This is a genomic window from Thauera carbonicopians, from assembly GCF_025699485.1.
GTDB lineage: Bacteria > Pseudomonadota > Gammaproteobacteria > Burkholderiales > Rhodocyclaceae > Thauera.
Genome location: NZ_JANUXN010000047.1, coordinates 1 through 1,031, shown reverse-complemented (window position 1 = coordinate 1,031; position 1,031 = coordinate 1). Strand labels below are relative to the sequence as shown.

Genomic DNA, 1,031 nt, shown 5'->3' with positions numbered 1-1,031 from the left:
GGCTTTCCCCACAGCCGCAGTCGGGAGACGCCGCCGTCGGGGAAGATGTTGAATCGCACGTGGGTGATGGTCCCGAGCTTGGCGATCTGCTCGGTGAAGGTATGGATCGCATCCATCTCGAGCTTCTGCTCGGGCAGCAGGGTCTGCCAGAACATGGACTGGGTGGTGATGGAGCGGTCGGTACCGCCGGTGACGCAGGCGGCCTGGACCGAGCAGCGGTCGGGGTAGTTGCCCTTGAAGAAGGCGGTATCGACCTCGATCCTCTCGACCGTGCCGGGCGCGCCCAGCTCGAGCACGCACCAGTCGTTGCCGGGCTCGCGGCGGCGGCGGGTTTCCCAGCCGTCGCCCATGTTCATGCCGCGGCCGGGCAGCAGCAGGGCGGCGGCGGACGAACCGAAGCTGGCGTCGTTCCAGGACACGGCGCGGCCGCCGTTCTCCATCGCCACCAGATCGACCAGTTCGCCGGCGGCGGCGGAGAGCGAGCCGACCGGCCGGCCATAGACGCGCAGCCGGGCGATGCCGCCGTCGGGGTACATGTTCACCCGCAGGTGGGTCCAGGCTTCGGCGCTGGCGCACTCGACGATGTGGTGGCTGTTGGGGCCGCAGGGGGTGGCGGGCAGGATCTCGGTCCAGTTGGCGGCCTTGAGGGTTTCGGCGTCGTCGGAATCGGAGACGCAGGCCTCGATGGAGACGGCGGGTGGGTAGTTGCCGGTGAAGTGGGAGGTATCGATGTCGAAGCCGCGGATGAGGCCCTTGACGCCGAGTCGGACGATGGCCCAGTCATGGCCGGCGACGCGCTTGCGTCGGGACTCCCAGCCGTCCATCCACTTGCCGTTGGTGTCGAACTTGCCGGGGACGAACTGGGCGGGTTCGGGGTTGAGCATGCGAGAGACTTCGGCGAAGAAGTCGTCGGAGGTGGCGATCGCCTTGGCGCCGAGGCGGGGGTTGGCGAGATCGACCGAGCGCAGGGCCCAGTCGGGCAGTTCGGCGGGGGCGGCGAAGACGGGGGCGCCGGGGGTGTGGCTGGCCAT

The 1,031-nt window shown here is 69.4% G+C and carries 1 protein-coding gene; it reads right to left on the bottom strand.

Going from position 1 to position 1,031, the window contains the following annotated elements; translation table 11 throughout:
- On the bottom strand, window positions 1-1,031 hold a 1,031-nt coding region (gene alc, locus NX068_RS21075), incomplete at both ends, for an allantoicase (protein ID WP_263463202.1).